The organism is Pseudomonas sp. WAC2 (assembly GCF_030403525.1).
GTDB lineage: Bacteria > Pseudomonadota > Gammaproteobacteria > Pseudomonadales > Pseudomonadaceae > Chryseomonas > Chryseomonas luteola.
In genome coordinates this window covers 1-2,639 of sequence record NZ_JAUEPD010000017.1, presented here as the reverse complement: position 1 = coordinate 2,639, position 2,639 = coordinate 1, and the positions used below count along the sequence as shown (strand labels likewise).

At 52.6% G+C, this 2,639-nt stretch carries 2 rRNA genes; both read left to right on the top strand.

Features of this window, described 5'->3' with window-relative positions:
* A 23S ribosomal RNA gene (locus QWJ10_RS23150) occupies window positions 1–2,358 on the top strand; the annotation flags it as partial.
* Window positions 2,359–2,476: 118 nt separating this feature from the next.
* A 5S ribosomal RNA gene (gene rrf / locus QWJ10_RS23145) occupies window positions 2,477–2,592 on the top strand.
* Window positions 2,593–2,639 lie beyond the last annotated feature (47 nt).

Genomic DNA, 2,639 nt, shown 5'->3' with positions numbered 1-2,639 from the left:
ACTTTGTTGGGTGACTGCGTACCTTTTGTATAATGGGTCAGCGACTTATATTCAGTGGCAAGCTTAACCGTATAGGGAAGGCGTAGCGAAAGCGAGTCTTAATAGGGCGTTTTAGTCGCTGGGTATAGACCCGAAACCGGGCGATCTATCCATGAGCAGGTTGAAGGTTAGGTAACACTGACTGGAGGACCGAACCCACTTCCGTTGAAAAGGCAGGGGATGACTTGTGGATCGGAGTGAAAGGCTAATCAAGCTCGGAGATAGCTGGTTCTCCTCGAAAGCTATTTAGGTAGCGCCTCATGTATCACTCTGGGGGGTAGAGCACTGTTTCGGCTAGGGGGTCATCCCGACTTACCAAACCGATGCAAACTCCGAATACCCAGAAGTGCAAGCATGGGAGACACACGGCGGGTGCTAACGTCCGTCGTGAAAAGGGAAACAACCCAGACCGTCAGCTAAGGTCCCAAAGTTGTAGTTAAGTGGTAAACGATGTGGGAAGGCTTAGACAGCTAGGAGGTTGGCTTAGAAGCAGCCACCCTTTAAAGAAAGCGTAATAGCTCACTAGTCGAGTCGGCCTGCGCGGAAGATGTAACGGGGCTCAAACTACACACCGAAGCTACGGGTTCATCGCAAGATGAGCGGTAGAGGAGCGTTCTGTAAGCCTGTGAAGGTGAGTTGAGAAGCTTGCTGGAGGTATCAGAAGTGCGAATGCTGACATGAGTAACGACAATGCGAGTGAAAAACTCGCACGCCGAAAGACCAAGGGTTCCTGCGCAACGTTAATCGACGCAGGGTGAGTCGACCCCTAAGGCGAGGCTGAAAGGCGTAGTCGATGGGAAACAGGTTAATATTCCTGTACTTCTAATTACTGCGATGGGGGGACGGAGAAGGCTAGGCCAGCTTGGCGTTGGTTGTCCAAGTTTAAGGCGGTAGGCTGACTGTTTAGGTAAATCCGGACAGTTAAGGCCGAGAGCTGATGACGACTCTTCTTATGAAGAGGAAGTGGTTGATGCCATGCTTCCAGGAAAAGCCTCTAAGCTTCAGGTAATTAGAAATCGTACCCCAAACCGACACAGGTGGTCGGGTAGAGAATACCAAGGCGCTTGAGAGAACTCGGGTGAAGGAACTAGGCAAAATGGCACCGTAACTTCGGGAGAAGGTGCGCCGGTGAGGGTGAAGGACTTGCTCCGTAAGCCCATGCCGGTCGAAGATACCAGGCCGCTGCGACTGTTTATTAAAAACACAGCACTCTGCAAACACGAAAGTGGACGTATAGGGTGTGACGCCTGCCCGGTGCCGGAAGGTTAATTGATGGGGTTAGCGCAAGCGAAGCTCTTGATCGAAGCCCCGGTAAACGGCGGCCGTAACTATAACGGTCCTAAGGTAGCGAAATTCCTTGTCGGGTAAGTTCCGACCTGCACGAATGGCGTAACGATGGCGGCGCTGTCTCCACCCGAGACTCAGTGAAATTGAAATCGCTGTGAAGATGCAGTGTATCCGCGGCTAGACGGAAAGACCCCGTGAACCTTTACTGTAGCTTTGCACTGGACTTTGAGCCTGCTTGTGTAGGATAGGTGGGAGGCTTTGAAGTGGGGACGCCAGTTCCCATGGAGCCATCCTTGAAATACCACCCTGGCATGCTTGAGGTTCTAACTCTGGTCCGTTATCCGGATCGAGGACAGTGTATGGTGGGCAGTTTGACTGGGGCGGTCTCCTCCTAAAGAGTAACGGAGGAGTACGAAGGTGCGCTCAGACCGGTCGGAAATCGGTCGCAGAGTATAAAGGCAAAAGCGCGCTTGACTGCGAGACAGACACGTCGAGCAGGTACGAAAGTAGGTCTTAGTGATCCGGTGGTTCTGTATGGAAGGGCCATCGCTCAACGGATAAAAGGTACTCCGGGGATAACAGGCTGATACCGCCCAAGAGTTCATATCGACGGCGGTGTTTGGCACCTCGATGTCGGCTCATCACATCCTGGGGCTGAAGCCGGTCCCAAGGGTATGGCTGTTCGCCATTTAAAGTGGTACGCGAGCTGGGTTTAGAACGTCGTGAGACAGTTCGGTCCCTATCTGCCGTGGACGTTTGAGATTTGAGAGGGGCTGCTCCTAGTACGAGAGGACCGGAGTGGACGAACCTCTGGTGTTCCGGTTGTCACGCCAGTGGCATTGCCGGGTAGCTATGTTCGGAAAAGATAACCGCTGAAAGCATCTAAGCGGGAAACTTGCCTCAAGATGAGATCTCACTGGAGCCTTGAGCTTCCTGAAGGGCCGTTGAAGACTACAACGTTGATAGGTCGGGTGTGTAAGCGCTGTGAGGCGTTGAGCTAACCGATACTAATTGCCCGTGAGGCTTGACCATATAACACCCAAACAATCTGTTGTTTGGTAAAGACCAGCCGAAAGCTTGGTTGAACCGCAAATACCAATCACATACCCATTCGGGGAAACGACTCAACACCGGTTCCCCACCCGAATTGCTTGACGACCATAGAGCGTTGGAACCACCTGATCCCTTTCCGAACTCAGAAGTGAAACGATGCATCGCCGATGGTAGTGTGGGGTTTCCCCATGTGAGAGTAGGTCATCGTCAAGCACCTATACCCAAAACCCCCAGGCCTAACCGCCCGGGGGTTTTGCTTT